This window comes from Stenotrophomonas sp. 116085_Sma, assembly GCF_056479585.1.
Map to the genome: position 1 here is coordinate 836,493 of NZ_CM151057.1, position 19,178 is coordinate 855,670.

A 19,178-nucleotide genomic window follows, 5' to 3' on the forward strand; every position below is an offset into this window, starting at 1 on the left:
AGGTCGGTGTTTTCACGCATCACACAGGTGGAACGATGAGCATGCACGCGCGCCGCACTCGGCGCTGGACCGGCCTGGTCCTGTCGATGGGACTGCTGGCGGTGGCCCCGCTGGCCTGGGCGGCGGCCCCGCAGCCTGCGGCGGCACAGTCCCAGGGCGTCAACGGCTACGAGCTGCCTTCGGCCGCGCTGCAGGCGGTGGTCGATGCTCCGCGCGCGCCCTCGCTGTTCCTGTCACCGCGCCGCGACGTGGCCGCGCTGATGCAGATGCCGTCGCTGCCGTCGATCCAGGTGGTGGCGCAGCCGGAGCTGAAGCTGGCCGGCCTGCGCATCAACCCGCGCACGTTCTCCGACAGCCGCTTCAGCTTCGGCGAGAAGCTGTGGCTGATGAACGTGGCCGACGGCAAGGAACGGCCGATCAGCGGCCTGCCGGCCAAGCTGTCGATCGCCAGCGTGATGTGGTCGCCGGACCAGAAGTGGCTGGCCTTCAACCACGTCGACGCCGCCAGCGGCGCCAATGAACTGTGGCTGGTGGATGTGGCCGGTAGCAGTGCCCGCCGCCTGGTCGCCGGCCTGAATACGGTGATCGGTAGCGGCTACCAGTGGCTGCCGGACAGCCGCGGACTGGTGGTGTTCACCCGCCCGGCCAACCTGGGTGCGGCGCCGGCCGCAGACGGCATCCCGACCGGCCCGGCCGTGCAGCAGACCAGCCAGGGCGGCGGCGTGGTGTCGATCCGCACCTACCAGGACCTGCTGAAGAACGAGGCCGACGCGCGTCAGTTCGATTACTACGCCACCACCCAGCCGATGGAAGTCACTCTGGATGGCAAGACCCGCGCGATCGGCGCAGCCGGCATCTTCATGGGCTTCTCGCTGTCGCCGGATGGCCGCTTCGTGCTGCGCCAGCCGGTGCAGCGGCCGTATTCCTACGTGGTGCCGGTGAGCAGTTTCCCGCGCCGCATCGAAGTGATCGACCGGGCCAGCGGCAAGCTGGTGCACACCGTGGCCGTGCGTCCGCTGGTGGAAGGTCTACCGACCGGCAACGACGCCGAAGTGACCGGCGTGCGCGACATCCGCTGGCGCGGTGATGCCGATGCCACCCTGGTCTGGGCCGAAGCGCAGGACGGCGGCGATCCGAACCGGGAGGCCAAGGTGCGCGATGCGGTGTTGATGCAGGCCGCGCCGTTCGACAAGCCGCCGGTGACCCTGGCCCAGCTCGGCAGCCGTCTGGTGGGTATCAACTGGGGCCGTGGCGACCTGGCCCTGCTGACTGAGTCGTGGTGGAAGACGCGCAAGACCAGGACCTGGCTGATTGCCCCGGACAATGCCGGTGCCGAGCCGCGCCTGCTGTGGGATCGTGACGCGCAGGACCGCTATTCCGATCCGGGCCGTCCGCTGTTGTCCAGCGACGACCGCGGGCGCTCGCTGCTGCAGACCACCGCCGATGGCAGCAGCCTGTACCTGGCCGGTGCCGGTGCATCGCCGGAGGGCGACCGCCCGTTCGTGGACCGCTTCGACATCTCCACGGGCAAGGCCACCCGCCTGTTCCACTCGCAGGCGCCCAGCTACGCCGCGCCGGTGGCGCTGCTGGACGACCAGGGCAGCTCGCTGCTGCTGAGCCGTGAGAGCCCGGACGAGCCGGCCAATTTCTACGTGCGGTCGCTGGCCGATGCCAGCACCGCGCCGCGCGCACTGACCCATTTCGCCCATCCGCTGCCGCAGCTGAAGGGCGTGCAGAAGGAGCAGATCCGCTACAAGCGCAAGGACGGCGTCGACCTGACCGCGACCCTGCTGCTGCCGCCGGGTTACGACCCGAAGCGCGACGGCCCGCGGCCGCTGCTGATGTGGGCCTACCCGGGTGAGTTCAAGAGCGCGGCTGCCGCCAGCCAGGTGACCGATTCGCCGTACCGCTTCAACGCGGTCAGCTACTGGGGCCCGCAGGCGTTCCTGGCCAAGGGCTACGTGGTGCTGGCCAGCCCGTCGATGCCGATCATCGGCGAGGGCGACAAGGAACCGAACGACACCTACATCGAACAGCTGGTGGCCAATGCACAGGCGGCGGTGGATGAAGTGGTGCGCCGTGGCGTGACCGATCGCGAGCACATCGCCATCGGTGGCCATTCCTACGGTGCGTTCATGACCGCCAACCTGCTGGCGCACACGCGCCTGTTCAAGGCCGGCATCGCGCGCAGTGGCGCCTACAACCGCACGCTCACTCCGTTCGGTTTCCAGGCCGAGGAACGCAACTACTGGCAGGCGCAGGATGTCTACCAGAAGATGGCCCCGTTCAACTACGCCGACAAGATCAAGGATCCGATCCTTTTCATCCACGGCGTGGACGACAACAACTCCGGCACCTTCCCGATCCAGAGCGAGCGCATGTTTGCCGCGGTGAAGGGCCTGGGTGGCACCGCGCGGCTGGTGATGCTGCCCAACGAATCGCACGCCTACCGCGCACGCGAATCGATCATGACGATGCTGGCCGAAAGCGAGCGCTGGCTGGAGCAGACCATCGGCCCGGCCGAGCAGGGCACGGCTAAGAAGAAGCGCTGATACCTGCATGAGGGCGGCCCCTGCAACGGGGGCCGCCTGTGCGGCTGCGCCGCCGCACGAGCATGGGCTCGGGCGCTACACGGGGTCACGCGCCATGATGGTTGCAGAGCCGAGCCCATGCTCGGCTGCGTCTGCCGTGGATACGTGCAGATGAAACCATTTTTGCATCGCAGCACGAGGCCCGATCTGGGATAGGCTTGGGGTCAGGATCCGTTGACCGAGGCCCGTGCGTCGCCGATGAACGAGTACCGCAGCAGCATCGAATTCGCTTCCCCCGATCTTCCCCTTCGCGATGACGTGCGCCGGCTTGGCGCGCTGGTCGGTGACCTGTTGGTCGAACAGGTGTCGGCCGCGTTTCTTGATGACGTCGAGGACGTGCGCACCCGCGCCATCGCCCGCCGCGAGAACCAGGCGCCGCTGTCCGAACTGGCGGAAGGCCTGGCCGGGCGCACTCCTCAGCAGGCCGAGACCATGGTGCGTGCATTCAGCACCTACTTCCAGGTGGTCAACATCGCCGAGCGCGTGCATCGCATCCGCCGCCGCCGCGACTACCAGCGTGCCGGTACCGCAGGGGCACAGCCCGATGGCCTGCAGGATGCGCTGCAGCACCTGAAGGCGCAGGGCGTGGGCCTGGACGAACTGGCGCAGTGGTTGCCGCGCATCGACATCGAACCGGTATTCACCGCGCACCCGACCGAAGCGGTGCGCCGCGCGCTGCTGGAGAAAGAGCAGTTGATGGTGGCCAGCCTGGTCGACAACCTCGACGGCCAGCGCACGCCGGGTGAGGCCGCCGCTGATGCCGCGCGCTTCCGCATGGCGCTGACCGCTTCGTGGCAGACCACCGATTCCTCGCCGGTGCGGCCCACCGTGGACGACGAACGCGAGCACGTCGGGTTCTATCTGGTGCAGGTGCTGTACCGGGTGATCCCGGTGCTGTACGAATCGCTGCAGCAGGCGCTGCGCGATACCTATGGGGAAGAACTGCCGTTGCCGCGCCTGCTGCGTTTCGGTACGTGGGTGGGCGGCGACATGGACGGCAATCCGAATGTGGATGCCCACACCATCCGCAACACGCTGGATGCGCAGCGGCAGGCCGTGCTGGGGCGCTACCAGAAGGAACTGCTGCAGCTGGCCAGCCTGCTCAGCCAGTCCACCGAGCGGGTGGGTGTCAGTGATGCGCTGCAGGCACGCGTGACGCATTACCAGCAGCTGCTGCCGCAGGTGCAGTCGCGGCCACGCCATGCCGACATGCCGTACCGCCTGCTCAACGACCGCATGCGCGCGCGCCTTCAGGCCACGCTGGATGATGGCGAAGGCAACTACGCTGGCCCGGACGAGCTGATCGAGGATCTGCAGCTGATCCTCGACAGCCTGCGTGCGAACCGTGGCGAACATGCCGGCGGCTTCGCCGTGCAGCGCCTGCTGTGGCGGGTGAAGACCTTCGGCTTCCATCTGGCGCGGCTGGATGTGCGCCAGGAGTCGAGCGTGCATGCGCGCGCGCTTGCCGCCGTGCTGGGCGGCGAGGAGGCCTGGCAGGCGCTGGATGCGGTGGGCCGTGCGCGGCTGCTGGGCCCGCATGCCAGCGGTGAAGCGGCATTGCCCAACAGCGGCGACGAGGGCAACCAGCGGCTGGATGCGGTGTTCGCCGCACTGGCCGATGCCCGTGCGCGGCATGGTGGGGACGCACTGGGCAGCTACATCATCTCGATGGCACACGACCGCAGCGATGTATTGGCCGTGCTTGCGCTGGCACGCCGTGGCGGCCTGGTGGAAGAGAGTGGGGCGGTGCCGTTGGACATCGCCCCACTGTTCGAGACCGTGGATGACCTCAAGCGCGGCACCGCGACCCTGCGTGACCTGCTGGCCGACCCGATCTATCGCGCGCACCTGCAAGCACGCGACGACGTGCAGATGGTGATGCTGGGCTATTCGGACAGCAGCAAGGATGGTGGCATTGCCGCTTCGCGCTGGGGCCTGCAGCGTGCGCAGGTGGAACTGCTGGAGGTGGCGGCCGAGGCGGGCATCCGATTGACCTTCTTCCATGGCCGTGGCGGCTCGATCAGCCGTGGTGGTGGCAAGACCACGCACGCTGTCGATGCATCGCCGCGCGGCAGCATCGATGGTCGCCTGCGGGTGACCGAACAGGGCGAGGTGATCCACCGCAAGTACGGTATCCGTGCGCTGGCCCTGCGCTCGCTGGAACAGGCCACCGGTGCAGTGCTGCGCGCCAGCCTGCGCCCGCGTGCCGCCGAGCCGCGCGAGGATGAGTGGCGACCGGTGATGGACGTGGTGGCTGCGGCCAGCAGCGAGGTCTACCGTGGCTTCGTCGGCCAGGCCGGCTTCATGGACTACTTCCGCACCGCCACGCCGATTGATGTGATCGAGCGGATGACACTGGGCTCGCGGCCGTCGCGCCGGCTCGGCCAGGACGCGGCGCTGGGCAACCTGCGCGCGATTCCCTGGGTATTTGCCTGGAGCCAGGCGCGCGCGGTCATCCCCGGCTGGTACGGCGTGGGCAGTGGCCTGCAGGCGGCGGTTGATGCCGGCCACGAACAGACCCTGCGCGATATGGCGCGTGACTGGCCGTTCTTCCGCACCTTCCTGGACGACATCGCGATGGTGCTGTCCAAGGGTGATATCACCATTGCCGAGCAGTTCTCGCTGTTGTCGGGTGAACTGCACGGGCGCTTCTTCCTGCAGGTGCAGCGCGAACTGGAACTCACCCGGCACTGGCTGCTGGCGTTGATGGACCAGAAGACGCTGCTGGACCACGATGCGCGATTGGCGCTGTCGATCCGCCTGCGCAATCCCTACGTCGATCCGATCAGCGTGCTGCAGGTGGACCTGCTGCAACGTTGGCGGGCCAGCGGGCGCGAAGACGAGGACCTGCTGCGCGCGCTGGTGGCGTGCGTGAACGGCGTTTCGCAGGGCGTGCAGAACACGGGGTGACCTGACGTTGGTAGTGCCGGCCGCTGGCCGGCAACGTCATGATGTTCGGCAGCACACGGGGCGTTGCCGGCCAGCGGCCGGCACTACCTCATTCCTCCGGCGAAGGCGGGTTCGACGCCAGCAGTTCCAGATGGCGCTGTTCCATTTCCTGGCGCAGCTGGCGGCGGATCTGCGCGGCGGCCTGGCGGCGCTTCTCGTCGGAGGTGGCCGGCTGCAGGGGCGGTACCGACGTCGGCCGGCCTTCCTCGTCCACCGCCACCATCGTGAAGAAGCAGCTGTTGGCATGGCGCACGCTGCGCTTGAGGATGTCCTCGGCCACCACCTTGATGCCGATCTCCATCGACGAGGTGCCCGTGTAGTTCACCGAGGCCAGGAAGGTGACCAGCTCGCCCACTGCGATGGGCTGGCGGAACATCACCTGGTCCACCGACAGGGTGACCACGTAGCTGCCGGCATAGCGGCTGGCACAGGCGTAGGCCACCTGGTCGAGCAGGCGCAGGATGGCGCCGCCGTGGACCTTGCCGGAGAAATTGGCCATCTCCGGCGACATCAGCACGGTCATGGACAGCTGGTGGGTTTTCAGTTCGGTCGACATGCACCGATTGTATCGGCGTGGCGTAGCTCTTGTAGAGCCGAGCCCATGCTCGGCTGCTCTTGGCGCAGGCAAAGGAAAGCCGAGCATGGGCTCGGCTCTACAAAAAGCAGAAGGGCCGCTTGCGCGGCCCTTCGTCTGTCTTACTTCAGCTTCGCGTCGGCGCGCAGGGCGGCGGCGCGGTCGGTCTTCTCCCAGGAGAAGGCCGTGGCGTTGACGGTCTCGCCTTCGCCGTTGAGGTAGCTGAATTCCTTCGGCTTGCGGCCGAAGTGGCCGTAGGCCGCGGTCTGCTGGTACATCGGGTGCACCAGGTCGAGCATCTTGATGATGCCGTACGGGCGCAGGTCGAAGTGCTTGCGGATCAGCTTCTCGATCTTGTCGTCGCTGATCTTGCCGGTGCCGAAGGTGGTGACCGAGATCGAGGTCGGCTCAGCCACGCCGATGGCGTAGGAAACCTGCACTTCGCAGCGGTCGGCCAGGCCGGCGGCAACCACGTTCTTGGCGACGTAGCGGGCCGCGTAGGCAGCCGAACGGTCGACCTTGGACGGGTCCTTGCCGGAGAAGGCGCCACCACCGTGACGGGCCCAGCCGCCGTAGGTGTCGACGATGATCTTGCGGCCGGTCAGGCCGCAGTCGCCCACCGGGCCACCGATCTCGAACTTGCCGGTCGGGTTGATGTGGAACTTGGTGCCCTTGTGCAGCCACTTGGCCGGCAGCACCGGCTTGATGATCTCTTCGCGGACGGCCTCGATGAGGTCCTTCTGCTTGATGCCCGGGGCATGCTGGGTCGACAGCACCACGGCGTCGATGGCCGAGACCACGCCGTTTTCATAGCGCAGGGTGACCTGGCTCTTGGCGTCCGGACGCAGCCACGACAGCGGCGAGTTCTTCTTCTTGCGGATCTTGGCCTGCTGCTCGACCAGGCGGTGCGACAGGTGGATCGCGGCCGGCATGTAGCTGTCGGTCTCGTTGGTGGCATAGCCGAACATCAGGCCCTGGTCGCCCGCGCCCATTTCTTCCGGCTTCTTGCGATCCACGCCCTGGGCGATGTGCGGCGACTGCTTGCCGATCAGGTTCAGCACGCCGCAGGTGGCGCCGTCGAAGCCGACGTCGGAGCTGTCGTAGCCGATGTCCGTGATGACCTTGCGGGTCAGCGCTTCCAGGTCGATCCAGGCGCTGGTGGTGATTTCACCGGCAACAATGGCAACACCGGTCTTGACCATGGTCTCGCAGGCCACGCGGGCGCGCTGGTCCTGGGTCAGGATCGCGTCCAGCACCGCATCGGAGATCTGGTCGGCAACCTTGTCCGGATGGCCTTCGGAGACCGACTCGGAGGTGAAGAGATAGCTGGACATCAGGCGTAATATCCCTTGATTCGGATGGAAAGATGGGCGCGCATGATACACGGGGTGCGCCGCCTGTGCATTGTGAACCTGTACCGGTTGCCGGTGGTTAAGCCCGCGTAGGCCCGGCAAGGGCCGTCCTGACGGGATTGGGCCCCAGCCTCGAGGCCCAGTGTTCCACCAGCGTGACAACGGGCGGGGTGGCCCGGGGGCCGGTTGCGGCCCCACCCCGGGCGGATCGACCGTCATCGTTCTGCCCCAGAACCGCCATCTGGCTGCCGTCTGCCGGGCGCAGGCTGTCGGCCAATCCGGCCGCCGGGCATGAGTGGATCTGCCATGCAGGAACTTGAACAGCGTCTCCAGCAACGCTTTCCCGATTGGTTCCATGGCCGTCGTGGCCAGCTGGCGCGGCCATTGCTGCGCAGCGTCGGGCGCTGGTCGCGGTTGGACCAGATCGAAGCTTTCCTGCAGCGCAGTGCAGGATTGCGCGGATTCGGCTTCGTTGCTGCCGGGCTGGAGTTCATCGATGGCCAGTACCAGGTGGATCCGGCCGCGCTGGCGAAGATCCCGGCCACGGGCCGCCTGCTGATTGTTGCCAATCATCCGTCCGGGGCGCTGGATGCACTGGCGCTGCTGGACGCGGTCGGCCGCATCCGCCGCGATGTTCGGATCGTGGCCAACGACCTGCTGGGAGCCATCGCGCCGCTGCAGGATCTGCTGCTGCCGGTGCGCATCCTTGGCGGCAAGGCCCAGCGTGGCAGCCTGCACGCCGTGGAGGAGGCGCTGGCGGCCGAGCAGTGCGTGATCGTATTCCCGGCTGGCGAGGTCTCACGCCTCTCGCTGCGCGGCATCCGCGACGGTCGCTGGCAGCGGGGGTTCGTGCGCTTTGCCCGCGCCGCCGGTGCGCCGGTGCTGCCGGTGCGGGTGGAGGCGCGCAACTCGGCACTGTTCTATGGCGCCTCGACCCTGTTCAAGCCGGCCGGTACCGCGCTGCTGGCGCGCGAGATGTTCACCCGCCGTGGCCGTCCGCTGCGCCTGTGCATCGGTGAGCCGATGCAGCTGGGCAAGGGCGGTGACCCGGGCGCGCAGCTGTTGGCCGTGCGCCGCGCGCTGTATGCGCTGGGCCGTAATGGGGCGGCGGGCGATGCCGCTGCTGTTGCAGGTCCGGAGCCGCTGGCGTCGCCGGTACCACCTTCGCAGGTTGCCGCCGGCATTGCCGCAGCCACCCAGCTGGGCCAGACCGCTGACGGCAAGCAGATCCTGCTGGCGACCTGCAGCGCCGATTCACCGCTGCTGCTGGAACTGGGCCGCCTGCGCGAGCTGACCTTCCGCCAGGTAGGCGAGGGCACAGGGCGCAGCCGCGACCTGGACGATTACGATCCGCGGTACGAACACATCGTGATCTGGGACGCAGCCGCGCAGCGCATCGCCGGCGCCTACCGCATCATGCGCGGCGCCCAGGCACTGGCCCGGCACGGCCTGTCCGGGCTCTACAGCGCATCGTTGTTCCGCTATTCCGACGACGCCATCACCCACATCGCCGAAGGCCTGGAACTGGGCCGCAGCTTCGTGGTGCCCGATTACTGGGGCAGCCGCAGCCTGGACTACCTATGGCAGGGCATCGGCGCCTACCTGCAGTGCCGGCCCGGCATCCGCTACCTGTTCGGTGCGGTGTCGATCAGCGCGGCCCTGCCACGCGATGCACGCGAGCAGCTGGTGGCCTACTACCAGCGCTACTACAGCGGTAACGCCGGCCTGGCCGAATCGAACCGGCCGTTCCAGTACTTCGCCGCGCCGCCGAGTTTCGGCGAACTGGATGCCGGTGCTGCGTTCGATGTACTGAAAGCCAACCTGGCCGCACTCGGCACCGGTGTGCCCACGCTTTACCGCCAGTACACCGATCTGTGTGAACCGGGGGGCGCACGCTTCCTCGCCTTCGGCGTGGATCCGGACTTCAGCGATTCGATCGATGGCCTGATCGAAGTGGACCTGTGCGCGATCCGGCCGAACAAGCGCAAACGCTACCTGCGCGACGCGGGGACGCCGGCATGAGCACGCTGGCGAACCTGTCGCCACACCGGCGCGCAGTGTTCGTCTCCGACGTGCACCTGGGGTCACGTCACTGCCATGCCACCGAATTGGCACGGTTTCTCTCGCAGCTGCGCTGTGAACGGCTGTATCTGGTCGGCGACATCATCGATCTGTGGTGGATGGCCCATCGCCGTGCCAACTGGCGGCAGTCGCACAGCGAAGTCATCCAGGCCCTGCACGCGCTGCGCCGTGCAGGCACCGAGATCATCTATATCCCCGGCAACCACGATGCCTCGCTGCGCCAGGTGTGCGGGCTGATGCTGCCGGCGATGCAGGTGCGCCGCCGCGCCATCCACGTGACCGCCGATGGCCGCCGGCTGCTGGTCGCGCATGGCGACGACTACGACGGCGTGACCCACTTCGGCGGCCTGCAGGAAAAGTTCGGTGACTGGCTGTACTACCGCATCCTCACCGGCAACCAGGCGCTGAATGCAGTGCGGCGTCGGCTGGGCATGCGCTACTGGTCGCTGTCGGAGTTCCTGAAAAAGCGCAGTGGTGCGGCCGAACGCTACATCGAGCGCTTCGTGCAGGCCGGGCTGGACGACGTGCGCCGGCGTGGCCTGGATGGCGTCGTCTGTGGCCATATCCACCGCGCCGCGCTGGTCGAACGCGACGGCCTGGTCTATGCGAACGATGGCGACTGGGTGGAAAGCTTGACCGCGCTGGTCGAAGACCACGACGGCGCGCTGCGCCTGCTGGACCACAACGGCCAGACGCTGGTGGCGTTGCCGGGCGCACGCCTGTCGCAGGCGGCGTAACCCGCGTCTGTCCTCTTGTAGAGCCGGGCCCATGCTCGGCTGCCGTTGCACGCAACGAAGAGCAGCCGAGGGCTCGGCTCTACATGCACCGCCCGCAAGCCGCTAGCATCGGGCCATGGATTCCCTGACCCAGATCGTACTCGGCGGCGCCGTCGCTGCTGCCATCGCTCCGCCCGGCCATCGCCGTGCGGCCCTGCTGGCCGGTGCCGCGCTCGGCACCCTGCCGGACCTCGACGCGCTGTGGCTCGGCTTCACCGCCACCGACCCGGTGGCGAACATGGTCGAGCACCGCAGTTTCAGCCATTCGTTGCTGGTGCTGCCCTGGGTGGCGGCGCTGATCTGGTGGTTGTTCAAGCGCTTTGGCAATGGCAGGGTCGCGCAGTCACCGGCGCGCTGGTTCTGGGCGATCCAGCTGGCGCTGGTGACCCACCCGGTGCTGGATGCGTTCACTGTCTACGGCACCCAGCTGTGGTGGCCGCTGCGGCCGCATCCAACCATGGGCTCCAGCGTCTTCATCATCGACCCTGCATACACGGTGTGGCTGCTGCTGGGCTGCGTGCTGGCCTGGTTCGGTCGTGCGCGCCCCTGGGTCGGCAAGGTGCTGGGGGCATCACTGCTGGTCAGCAGCGCATACCTGGGCTGGGGTCTGGTGGCCAAGGCGCAGGTCGACCGTGCCGCGCAGCAGAGCCTGGCCGCGATGGGCCTGGCCGATGCGCCGCGCTTCTCGGTGCCGATGCCGTTCAACACGCTGCTGTGGCGGGTGGTGGCGATGACGCCGAACGGCTACGTAGTGGGCGACCGCTCGCTGGTGGCCGATCATGGGCCGATGCAGTTCGAAGGCCATCCCTCCAACGTGCAGGCACTGCGCGAGGCGCAGGCGATTCCCGCGGTACAGCGCCTGCAGTGGTTCAATCGCGGCTTCATGCGTGCGCAGGTCGTTGACGGGCGCTTGGTGCTCAGTGATCTGCGCATGGGCCTGGAGCCGGATTACACCTTCAACTTCGTGGTGGCCGAGCAGGTGGACGGGCAGTGGCGGCCGATCGTGCCCGAACAGGTGCGTGCGGACTACAGCAGCCCGGGAGCACGCGCCGACGCCGGGCGCCGGCTTGCCGCGATGTGGCAGCGCATCTGGCATGAGCCGGCGGCTGCCGCGAGCGGTTCCGCGCACCCGTAGATCCGCGCCATGCGTGGATGGTGCGAACAACAGCCACGCATCGCGTGGCTCTACTGAGGAAGGCGGTTGAGCTTGATCGAACGGTTCAGTACCTGGCGCGGCACGTTGGCGATGTCAAAGCCAACGAACGCCAGCAGGAACTGCAGCCCCGAGATCAGCGCGACCATGGTGATCATGATCGTCCCTACCGGCGTGGCGACATCGGCCTGGGCCGACCGCACCCAGTGGTACATCCCGAACAGCCCCCCGAAGGCGAGCAGGCTGCTGCCGGCGATCAGCTCCAGCGACGCGATGCTGAGGTCGCGCAGGAAATAGTTGTAGGCAATGCGCTTGAGCGTGTTGCGCACGTGCTTGAAGGTGAACTCACCCAGGATGCGACCGATGCGCAGGTTGCTGGTTTCGTCGCCGTAGTGGGCATCCATCGCCACATCCTGCACGACCGCGCGCACGGTGTTCAGTCGGAACAGCATGTCGGTCTCGAAGAAATAGCGGTCGCTGACCGCCTCGAGCTTCAGGTGGCTGGCGACCTTGGCATGGATGGCGGTGTAGCCGTTGGTCGGATCGAACACCTGCCAGTACCCGGACGAAGCCTTGGTCATGAAGGACAGCAGCAGGTTGCCCAGGCGCCGCACTGGAGGCATGCGGCGGATGTGGGTCAGGTTCCAGAATCGGTTGCCCTTGGTGTAGTCGGCATGGCCGTCGGCGATCGGCGCGACGAAGTCCATCAGCAGCGCTGGGTCCATCTGCCCATCGCCATCGACCTTGACCAGAATGTCCATGCCATCGGCGATGGCCGCGCGGTACCCGGTCTTGATCGCGCCGCCGACGCCGAGGTTGTGCTGATGGAACAGCACGGTGATCCGCGGGTCGTTGGCTTCGGCCTGGATCAGGCGGCCGCTGCCGTCGGGGCACGCATCGTCCACGCAGTAGATCGCCGTTACCGCATCATCGATCGCCGCCAGCACGGACAGCACGTGGCGGGTCACTTTGTAGCAGGGGATGATCACGGCGATCCGAGCCGGCGTGGATGCGGAGGGCGAAGTGGTGGTCATCTGATTCATGGGGCTGGGTGGGCCAGCAGGGGTTTTGCCGGCAGTTCCACCAGATCCCCCTGGAGCACCCGTGGTGTGTCGCCCTCAGGCGCTACGGTGATGTGGTGGTAGCGGTTGAAGGTGAAGTTGAACTGCTCGTCGGGCAGGGACGGGAAGTAGCGGCGGAAGTAATCCATCTGTGGCAGGTACAGCACATGGTTCACGGCGGGAATGCCAACACCCGGCAGGAGGGCCCCGAACCCACCGGGAGCCACCAGCGCGCCTTCGGTCGTGGTGGCTGAGCCGCGGGCCTGCAGGGAGTGCAGGACGGCGGTGCGGTCCATTGCGAAGATCGGGCCGGCCGGCTGCACGGGATTGAACAGGCCGTTGCCCAGCAGGTTGGCCAGCGCGGCCGTGGCCAGCACCAGGCTCGCGGCGTGAACCGACAACTGCGGGCGCCGCGCGGCGACGGCGAGTGCGGCCAGGCACAGGTAGGGAATGGCGTCGGCAGCGCTGTGCAGGCGACTGAACTGGCCTTCACCGAACAGGAACTTGGCCAGGCTGCCGACCATCAGCAGCGCCGCCAGAAGCAGCAGGCGCCAGCGCTGCAGGCGCACGCCGCAGTGCACCAGGATCATCGCGCAGGCGATGTTGAGCAACAGGCCGAAGGCCAGCAGTGCGCGAGCGGGGGGCACCATCGACAGGGTGGTCAGTTTGCCAACCACGGCAGGCACAGGCAGGAAGATCCAGCAGGCGATGAACAGCAGGCCGGCGGCCAGGATCAGCAGGGAGCTGCGATGGCTTTTCGCCCATTCACGCAGCCGTGCGCCATCGGCCAGCACCAGGGTGAACAGCGGCAGCAGGCTGCCCAGCACCGCGATTTCGCAATCGTTGGATGCCTTGAACAACGGCAGCGGGGCGAACCGGTAGGTCATCAGGTTCGGGAAGAGGTGCGCGAGCAGGCTGGTCAGGCCGACACCGCCACCGGCGCTCTGGCGCTGGCCGGGGTACACCGTGTTGCGCACGATCGGGATGATGTCGTGGAAGTAGCCGACGAACACCGCCAGTGCGATCGCGCCTGCGATGGCGGCATCGACCAGACGTACAACGGTGATGGCATCGCGCCGGACCGCCAGCACCAGCACCGCCAGGGCCAGCACCGAGGAAATGATGAAAGGCGGGTAGGACACCGCGATCAGCCATGCCGCCAGTGCATAGGCGCAGGCCACGATGCGCAGCGCGCGATGGCCGATGCCCAGCCATGCCACCGCAACCCAGGGTGCCAGCGCGAAGGCACCGGCATTACTGGTCCACCAGACCTGCACGAACGGCGCGAAGAACAGCGTGGTCGAAACCAGTACTGCGGCTAGTGCCGGCATCCGCAGTTGGCGCAGGAGCAGGGCCCATCCGCTCAGGAAGGCCATGGCCATGAACATGAAGAAGAACGAATAGGCGTTCGCTGCAGGCAGCATGAAGAACGCCCAGTGGTACGGCTTGAACAGCAGCCCCCAGTCCTGCAGCGGCAGCGCCTGGAAGGTGCGCAGTGACTCGTGGTATGCCGAGTGCGCATTGAACTGCCCGAAGTCGTTGTTGACCGCGATCTGGATGTACGGCGTGAACACCATCCATTCGTCGGTGCGGATGTAGCGGGCGGTACCGAGCAGCGGCTGCTGCGGGGTCAGGCCGAGGTACTCGTAGGCCAGCGAGTAGGAAGAAGGCGTCAGTGCGAGCGCGACATACAGGATGCACAGCAGCGCCATGATCCCGGCAAGCAGGCGAACCTGGCCAAGGCGAAGTCCGCCCGTCTGGCCCGGGTCCTGGGCAGGGAAAGGCGTTCGGCCGTTGTCGTTCATCATGCTCCCGCAGGTCAGGTCCATCCGCGCGCGACAGGCTCACGCACCGATGCTCTGCTGCCGCACGGGGAGAGGCCCCGGCACGCGCCGTTCCGAGGCCGGGACTGCGGGATTCTAGCCGGTTGCTGCCGGAGCCGCAGGCCACCCTGTGGCGAGGACCGGCCTCAATACACCGTCGCGCGGCCCTGCACGAACGAATAGAAGAACACCGCGTTCGGATCGTTCTGCACCAGCCGGAATTCGCGGCGCATGCCTTCCACGGTTTCCTCGTCCACCGAGCCGGCCTGCAACAACTGGTCTGCCGCCGACAGCAGCAGCTGTTCCCAGAACGCGATCATTGTCTTGCGACGTGCCGGTTCACGGTTATCCAGGTGGATGGTCTTGATCTCGGTGTGCACGTCGCGGAAGCCACCGGCCAGCAGCAGGTTGCCCAGCTTGGCGCCGACGAACGGGTCGCCCCCATGGTCGTACTGGAAATCGTTGAAGGCCATCCAGTAGCGCCAGATATGCGGCGAATACGGGTCGAGCAGGAACGAGGCGTTCATCACCTCGGTGATGTAGACCGGCGACCCCGGGGCCAGCACGCGACGCACTTCACTCAACACGCGTGCCGGTGACGGAACGTGTTCCAGCACCCAGCACAGGAACGCCGAATCGAAGCTGCGCGCCTCGAAGGGCAGTTCGCCGGCGTCAGCCTGTTGCAGGGTGTAGCGGTCGCTGCACCATGGTGTGCGCGACAGGTTCTCGCGTGCAGTCTCCAGCTGGGTCTCGCTCAGGTCCACGCCGGTCACGTGCAGTTCCGGGAAGCGGCGCAGCAGGATCTCGGTCTGCGCACCCACGCCGCTGCCGACTTCCAGCAGGCGTCGCGCGCCGCTGTAGTCGATCTGGCCGAAGATGCTCGATTCCAGCAGGCGCGCCTGGGTCATCAGGCGCTGCTGCTCGGTACCGGAGAACCCGTGCAGGTAGGTCGGGGAGGAGATCGGCGGGGTCATGACGGCGGGCTCTTGTAGCGTCGAGCTGGCTCGACTGTTCGGAAACGCGGGGCTGGCGGCTCAGGCCGCCGAAGGCAGCGCCGGTTCCCCGGCGATCAGGCGGTCGAAGTACTCGGTGGTCAGTGCGATCTGGCTCTGCGGATCTTCGGCACGGTTGACCACTGCGCGGAAAGCGGCGTTCTCTGGCCGGTCCTTGGCATACCAGCCCAGGTGCTTGCGCGCGATGCGCACGCCCTGGGGCTCGCCATAGAACGCATGCAGTGCGTGCAGGTGGCCAAGCAGGATGTCGCGTACTTCCGCCAGTGAAGGTGGTGGAAGTTCCTCGCCGGTGGCCAGGTAGTGCGCCACCTCGCGGAAGATCCACGGCCGGCCCTGCGCCGAGCGGCCGATCATCACCGCGTCCACGCCGGTTTCCTTCAGGACGTAGGCGGCCTTCTGCGGCGAATCGATATCGCCGTTGGCGATCACCGGAATGCGCAGCGCGGCCTTGATCTCGGCGATGGTGCCGTACTCGGCCTGGCCGGTGTAGTGCTGGTCGCGGGTGCGGCCATGCACCGCCAGCGCCGCGATGCCGCTGTCCTCGGCGATGCGCGCGATCAGCGGGCCATTGCGATGGTCGCAGTCCCAGCCGGTGCGGATCTTCAGCGTGACCGGCACGTCCACCGCGTTGACCACGGCTTCGAGGATGCGAGCCACCAGCTGCTCGTCGCGCATCAGCGCCGAACCCGCCCAGGCGTTGCACACCTTCTTGGCCGGGCAGCCCATGTTGATGTCGATGATCTGCGCGCCGTGGTCGACGTTGTAGCGCGCGGCCTCGGCCAGCTGCTGCGGTTCGGTGCCGGCGATCTGCACACTGACCGGTGCCGGCTCGCCGTCATGGTCCATGCGGTGGATCGACTTGCGCGTGTTCCAGAAGCGCGGGTCGCTGATGGTCATTTCCGAGGCGGCCAAACCAGCGCCCAGCCGTTTGCACAGCAGGCGGAAGGGCTTGTCGGTGACGCCGGCCATGGGCGCCAGCACGACGTTGGGGGCAATGGTGTACGGGCCGATCTGCATGCGCCCATTGTAGGGCGCGGGCGGCGGCACGGTTGTGTCGGCGCGGCCCGGGTTCAGGCCGATCAGCACCGACCTCATGCCGTACAGGCATCAGCAGATGCTTGACGGTTGCTGCCACCGCCCCCACGGGCGGGCGATAGTGGGCGGCTGGGTGGGCCGGTAACGCGCATCCACGCATGGCGTGGATCTACCACGGCCTCCTCGGTCGCTTCCCACGTGGGTGGGACCACCCGCCGGTAGATCCACGCCATGCGTGGATGGAAGACCCACAAAAAAGCCCGGGCATCTGCATGCCCGGGCTTCTTCATCCACGCATGGCGTGGAATTACTTTGCTTCGGCGTCGGACGGGGTGAAACGCGGCATTGCCGCAGCGGCGCCTTCCTTCTCGGTCGAACGGCCGGCGAACTGGTTGGCGAAGCGCACGTGGCGGGCGAACGGGGCGTCGGCCACCTGCGCCAGCGACGCGGCCAGCGCACCGTTGAAGGCGTCACCGGCACCGGTGGTGTCGATGGCCTGCACCTGTTCGGCACCGACACGGTAGTACGGCTGGGTATCGCCGCGCAGGTTCTCGTCGGCATGTGAGACGAACACGCCCACCGAACCCAGGGTCACCACCACCGTGCCGTTGCCGACCAGCTTGCGGCACAGCGCATGCAGGCTGGCGCCATCCAGTGCGGCCACGTCGTTGGCATCCACGCGCTCGCCGACATGGCGGCCGAGCAGGGCGGCGAACTCGGTTTCGTTCGGGGTGATCACATCGGCCAGCTTGAGCAGGCCGATGGTCGAGGGGGCGTCGGCCGGTGCGGTGTTGAGCACCGTGGTGACGCCGGCCTCGCGTGCCGTGGCCAGCGCCGCTTCAATCGTCTGCACCGGCGATTCCAGCTGCACCAGCACCACCTTGGCGCCGGTCAGCAGCGCCTGCTGCTGTTGCAGGAAGTCGGTGCTGAGCGCGGCGTTGGCGCCCGGGCCGATCACGATGGTGTTGCGGCCGCGCGCGTCCACATAGATGCCGGCGGTGCCGGTCGGCTCGCTGCTGGCTTCGGCGATCAGGCCGAAACCATCCTGCGCGGCCAGTTCACGCGCGGTGGCGCCACCGGCGTCATCGCCCAGCGCGCACACGAAGTGCGTCTCGGCGCCGGCGCGGCAGGCGGCCACGGCCTGGTTGAAGCCCTTGCCACCCGGGCCGGTGCTGTAGCGGCCGGCAATGGTCGCGCCCGGTGCCGGCAGTGATTCGCACCGCCACACGTGATCGACATTGAAGGAACCGACGACAACGACACTGCTGCTCATAGGGAATCTTTTCTCAACCAAGGGTTCAACTGAAGTGCGTCAGCACGCCGGCGATGGTCGCCGTCATGAAGGTGGCAATGGTACCGCCCAGCACCGCGCGCAGGCCGAACTTGGCCAGGTCGTGGCGACGTTCCGGGGCCAGGCCACCGATGCCGCCGATCTGGATGGCGATCGAGCTGAAGTTGGCAAAGCCGCACAGTGCGTAGGTGGCGATCAAGCGACCTTCGTTGGACAGGCTCACGCCGGCCACCTGGCCGTTCACGATCTGCGACAGCTCGGTGTAGGCCACGAATTCGTTGATCACGACCTTCTGGCCGATCAGCGAACCAACGGTGGTGGCATCGGCCCACGGGGTACCGATCACCCAGGCGATCGGGGCAAGCACGTAACCGAAGATGGTCGACAGGTTGGTCGGCTTGCCGATCTGCGCGGCCAGGCCGGTCACCTCACCGATCCAGGTCAGCGGGGCGTTCAGCAGCGCGATCAGGGCGATGAAGGCCAGCAGCATCGCGCCGATGTTCAGCGCCAGCTTCAGGCCGTCACCGGCACCGGCGGCGGCCGCGTCGATGATGTTGCTGGAGGTCTTCTCCACTTCCATCTTCACCGTACCCCGGGTGAGCGGGGTGCCGGTTTCCGGAATCAACAGCTTGGCCACGACCAGGGTGGCCGGCGCGGCCATGATGCTGGCTGCCAGCAGGTGCTTGGCGTAGAACGCCTGCTGCACCGGGTCGCCGCCGCCGAGCATGCCCACGTAGGCGGCCAGCACGCCGCCGGCGATGTGCGCCATGCCGCCGATCATCATGGTCAGCAGCTCGGACTGGGTCATCTTGGCGATGTACGGGCGCACGGTCAGCGGCGCCTCGGTCTGGCCGATGAACACGCTGGCGCAGACGCTGGTGGTTTCCGCACCGGACACGCGCATCACCTTGGTGATCGCCCACGCCATCACGCGCACGATCGCCTGCATGATGTTCAGGTGGTACATCACGCCCATCAGCGCCGAGAAGAAGATGATGGTCGGCAGCACCTGGAAGGCGAAGATGAAGCCGTAGTTCTTGGTGTCCATCAACGAGCCGAAGATGAAACCGGAGCCCTCGTTGACGAAGCTCAGCACCTTGACGAAGCCGTGGCCCAGCGCGTCGAACACGTCGCGCCCGCCCGGCACCAGGATCACCAGCGCCGCGAAAGCGATCTGCAGGGTGATACCGGTAGCAACCAGCTTCCAGTCAACCGCACGCTTGTTATTGGAAAACAACCAGGTGATGCCGATCAGCACCGCCAACCCGAACAGGCCGAAGCCGATCCTGCCCAAACCTTCGACCATGTGAGTGACTCCCCTGGGGCGTCGCGAAAAACGGGAAGCCTAGTGCAGGGCCGGGGCCGGGGCAAGGAAAAGCAGCGTGCGCGCACCCATCGGTACCGATCAGGCCAGCAACGGCAAGGGCTTGCGGCCGGCGGCGACAGGTAGAATGGGGATCGATCCCGGCCCGGATGCG

At 67.2% G+C, this 19,178-nt stretch carries 13 protein-coding genes; 5 read left to right on the forward strand and 8 right to left on the reverse strand.

The window, feature by feature from the left end:
* Positions 1 to 35: 35 nt before the first annotated feature.
* Positions 36 to 2,552 carry a S9 family peptidase gene (locus ACZK0Z_RS03745; RefSeq protein WP_197632427.1) on the forward strand — a complete coding sequence of 839 codons (2,517 nt, stop codon included), beginning with the start codon at positions 36 to 38 and terminating at the stop codon, positions 2,550 to 2,552.
* Between the two features lie 237 nt (positions 2,553 to 2,789).
* Positions 2,790 to 5,501 (forward strand): phosphoenolpyruvate carboxylase, encoded by a 2,712-nt coding sequence (gene ppc / locus ACZK0Z_RS03750; RefSeq protein ID WP_197632461.1) that lies wholly within the window; start codon positions 2,790 to 2,792, stop codon positions 5,499 to 5,501.
* Positions 5,502 to 5,589: 88 nt separating this feature from the next.
* Here ppc and ACZK0Z_RS03755 read toward each other — a convergent pair whose 3' ends face one another.
* Together ACZK0Z_RS03755 and metK are read right to left on the reverse strand one after the other, a co-directional pair.
* Positions 5,590 to 6,096, reverse strand: a complete 507-nt coding sequence (locus ACZK0Z_RS03755) for an acyl-CoA thioesterase (RefSeq protein WP_336339818.1) — start codon at positions 6,094 to 6,096, stop codon at positions 5,590 to 5,592.
* A gap of 140 nt (positions 6,097 to 6,236) precedes the next feature.
* A complete protein-coding gene (gene metK / locus ACZK0Z_RS03760; RefSeq protein ID WP_010481882.1) occupies positions 6,237 to 7,448 on the reverse strand; it encodes a methionine adenosyltransferase in 1,212 nt (403 codons plus the stop codon).
* A gap of 324 nt (positions 7,449 to 7,772) precedes the next feature.
* Between metK and olsF the strand changes: the two genes are divergently transcribed.
* From olsF to ACZK0Z_RS03775, 3 genes are all read left to right on the forward strand, one after another.
* Positions 7,773 to 9,488, forward strand: coding sequence for a bifunctional ornithine lipid synthase OlsF (gene olsF / locus ACZK0Z_RS03765; protein ID WP_197633532.1), 1,716 nt, complete (start codon positions 7,773 to 7,775; stop codon positions 9,486 to 9,488).
* Positions 9,485 to 10,285, forward strand: a complete 801-nt coding sequence (locus ACZK0Z_RS03770; protein ID WP_197633531.1) for a metallophosphoesterase — start codon at positions 9,485 to 9,487, stop codon at positions 10,283 to 10,285. The genes olsF and ACZK0Z_RS03770 overlap by 4 nt, the downstream gene beginning before the upstream one ends.
* Before the next feature lie 115 nt (positions 10,286 to 10,400).
* Entirely contained in the window at positions 10,401 to 11,459 is a 1,059-nt protein-coding gene (locus tag ACZK0Z_RS03775; protein ID WP_197633530.1) for a metal-dependent hydrolase, read from the forward strand.
* Positions 11,460 to 11,509: 50 nt separating this feature from the next.
* Here the strand turns inward: ACZK0Z_RS03775 and ACZK0Z_RS03780 are convergent, their stop codons facing one another.
* From ACZK0Z_RS03780 to ACZK0Z_RS03805, 6 genes are all read right to left on the reverse strand, one after another.
* Entirely contained in the window at positions 11,510 to 12,520 is a 1,011-nt protein-coding gene (locus ACZK0Z_RS03780) for a glycosyltransferase (protein ID WP_197633529.1), read from the reverse strand.
* A complete protein-coding gene (locus ACZK0Z_RS03785) occupies positions 12,517 to 14,343 on the reverse strand; it encodes a DUF7657 domain-containing protein (protein ID WP_336339819.1) in 1,827 nt (608 codons plus the stop codon). Before ACZK0Z_RS03785 ends, ACZK0Z_RS03780 begins: the two co-directional genes overlap by 4 nt.
* Positions 14,344 to 14,507: 164 nt before the next feature.
* Positions 14,508 to 15,335 carry a class I SAM-dependent methyltransferase gene (locus ACZK0Z_RS03790; RefSeq protein ID WP_049428873.1) on the reverse strand — a complete coding sequence of 276 codons (828 nt, stop codon included), beginning with the start codon at positions 15,333 to 15,335 and terminating at the stop codon, positions 14,508 to 14,510.
* Positions 15,336 to 15,395: 60 nt separating this feature from the next.
* Positions 15,396 to 16,391: a tRNA dihydrouridine synthase DusB gene (gene dusB, locus ACZK0Z_RS03795; protein WP_197633534.1), complete on the reverse strand. Its 996-nt coding sequence runs from the start codon at positions 16,389 to 16,391 to the stop codon at positions 15,396 to 15,398.
* Positions 16,392 to 16,716: 325 nt separating this feature from the next.
* Positions 16,717 to 17,682, reverse strand: a complete 966-nt coding sequence (locus tag ACZK0Z_RS03800) for a ribokinase (RefSeq protein ID WP_049428870.1) — start codon at positions 17,680 to 17,682, stop codon at positions 16,717 to 16,719.
* Between the two features lie 25 nt (positions 17,683 to 17,707).
* Positions 17,708 to 19,006 (reverse strand): NupC/NupG family nucleoside CNT transporter, encoded by a 1,299-nt coding sequence (locus ACZK0Z_RS03805; RefSeq protein ID WP_049428869.1) that lies wholly within the window; start codon positions 19,004 to 19,006, stop codon positions 17,708 to 17,710.
* Positions 19,007 to 19,178 lie beyond the last annotated feature (172 nt).

Bases quoted from the DNA above. Each gene is read 5' to 3' on its own strand.
- ACZK0Z_RS03745 (WP_197632427.1), top strand. From the start codon at position 36: ATGAGCATGCACGCGCGCCGCACTCGGCGCTGGACCGGCCTGGTCCTG.
- ppc (WP_197632461.1), top strand. From the start codon at position 2,790: ATGAACGAGTACCGCAGCAGCATCGAATTCGCTTCCCCCGATCTTCCC.
- ACZK0Z_RS03755 (WP_336339818.1), bottom strand. From the start codon at position 6,096: ATGTCGACCGAACTGAAAACCCACCAGCTGTCCATGACCGTGCTGATG.
- metK (WP_010481882.1), bottom strand. From the start codon at position 7,448: ATGTCCAGCTATCTCTTCACCTCCGAGTCGGTCTCCGAAGGCCATCCG.
- olsF (WP_197633532.1), top strand. From the start codon at position 7,773: ATGCAGGAACTTGAACAGCGTCTCCAGCAACGCTTTCCCGATTGGTTC.
- ACZK0Z_RS03770 (WP_197633531.1), top strand. From the start codon at position 9,485: ATGAGCACGCTGGCGAACCTGTCGCCACACCGGCGCGCAGTGTTCGTC.
- ACZK0Z_RS03775 (WP_197633530.1), top strand. From the start codon at position 10,401: ATGGATTCCCTGACCCAGATCGTACTCGGCGGCGCCGTCGCTGCTGCC.
- ACZK0Z_RS03780 (WP_197633529.1), bottom strand. From the start codon at position 12,520: ATGAATCAGATGACCACCACTTCGCCCTCCGCATCCACGCCGGCTCGG.
- ACZK0Z_RS03785 (WP_336339819.1), bottom strand. From the start codon at position 14,343: ATGAACGACAACGGCCGAACGCCTTTCCCTGCCCAGGACCCGGGCCAG.
- ACZK0Z_RS03790 (WP_049428873.1), bottom strand. From the start codon at position 15,335: ATGACCCCGCCGATCTCCTCCCCGACCTACCTGCACGGGTTCTCCGGT.
- dusB (WP_197633534.1), bottom strand. From the start codon at position 16,391: ATGCAGATCGGCCCGTACACCATTGCCCCCAACGTCGTGCTGGCGCCC.
- ACZK0Z_RS03800 (WP_049428870.1), bottom strand. From the start codon at position 17,682: ATGAGCAGCAGTGTCGTTGTCGTCGGTTCCTTCAATGTCGATCACGTG.
- ACZK0Z_RS03805 (WP_049428869.1), bottom strand. From the start codon at position 19,006: ATGGTCGAAGGTTTGGGCAGGATCGGCTTCGGCCTGTTCGGGTTGGCG.